Origin of the sequence: Pseudoalteromonas sp. GW168-MNA-CIBAN-0100 (genome assembly GCF_040309225.1) — a bacterium.
Classification (GTDB): Bacteria; Pseudomonadota; Gammaproteobacteria; order Enterobacterales; family Alteromonadaceae; genus Pseudoalteromonas; species Pseudoalteromonas arctica.
On the sequence record NZ_JBEOOL010000468.1, the window covers coordinates 1 to 281 of the forward strand.

The window sequence follows — 281 nt, forward strand, 5'->3', positions numbered from 1 at the left end:
GGCACTGAGCGACCGCACAGCTCCGGTAGCTGCACATTGTTAGAGCCAGGCAAGTATATATGTATATGTTGCGATAACTTATTGTTTGACGCAGATGAAAAGTTTGATAGCGGTACGGGTTGGCCTTCGTTTACAAAACCCGCAACAATAGAAGCTATTGCCTATATTAGTGATAACACTCATGGGATGCAGCGTATTGAAGCAGTATGTAATGTGTGCGATGCGCACTTAGGTCATGTGTTTCCTGATGGCCCATTACCGACTGGCCTGCGATACTGCGT

At 46.6% G+C, this 281-nt stretch carries 1 protein-coding gene; it reads left to right on the forward strand.

Annotated features, from left to right (window positions below):
• Positions 1-281, forward strand: a 281-nt coding sequence (gene msrB / locus AAEY62_RS21990) for a peptide-methionine (R)-S-oxide reductase MsrB (protein WP_350636526.1), incomplete at both ends; no start/stop codon positions are given.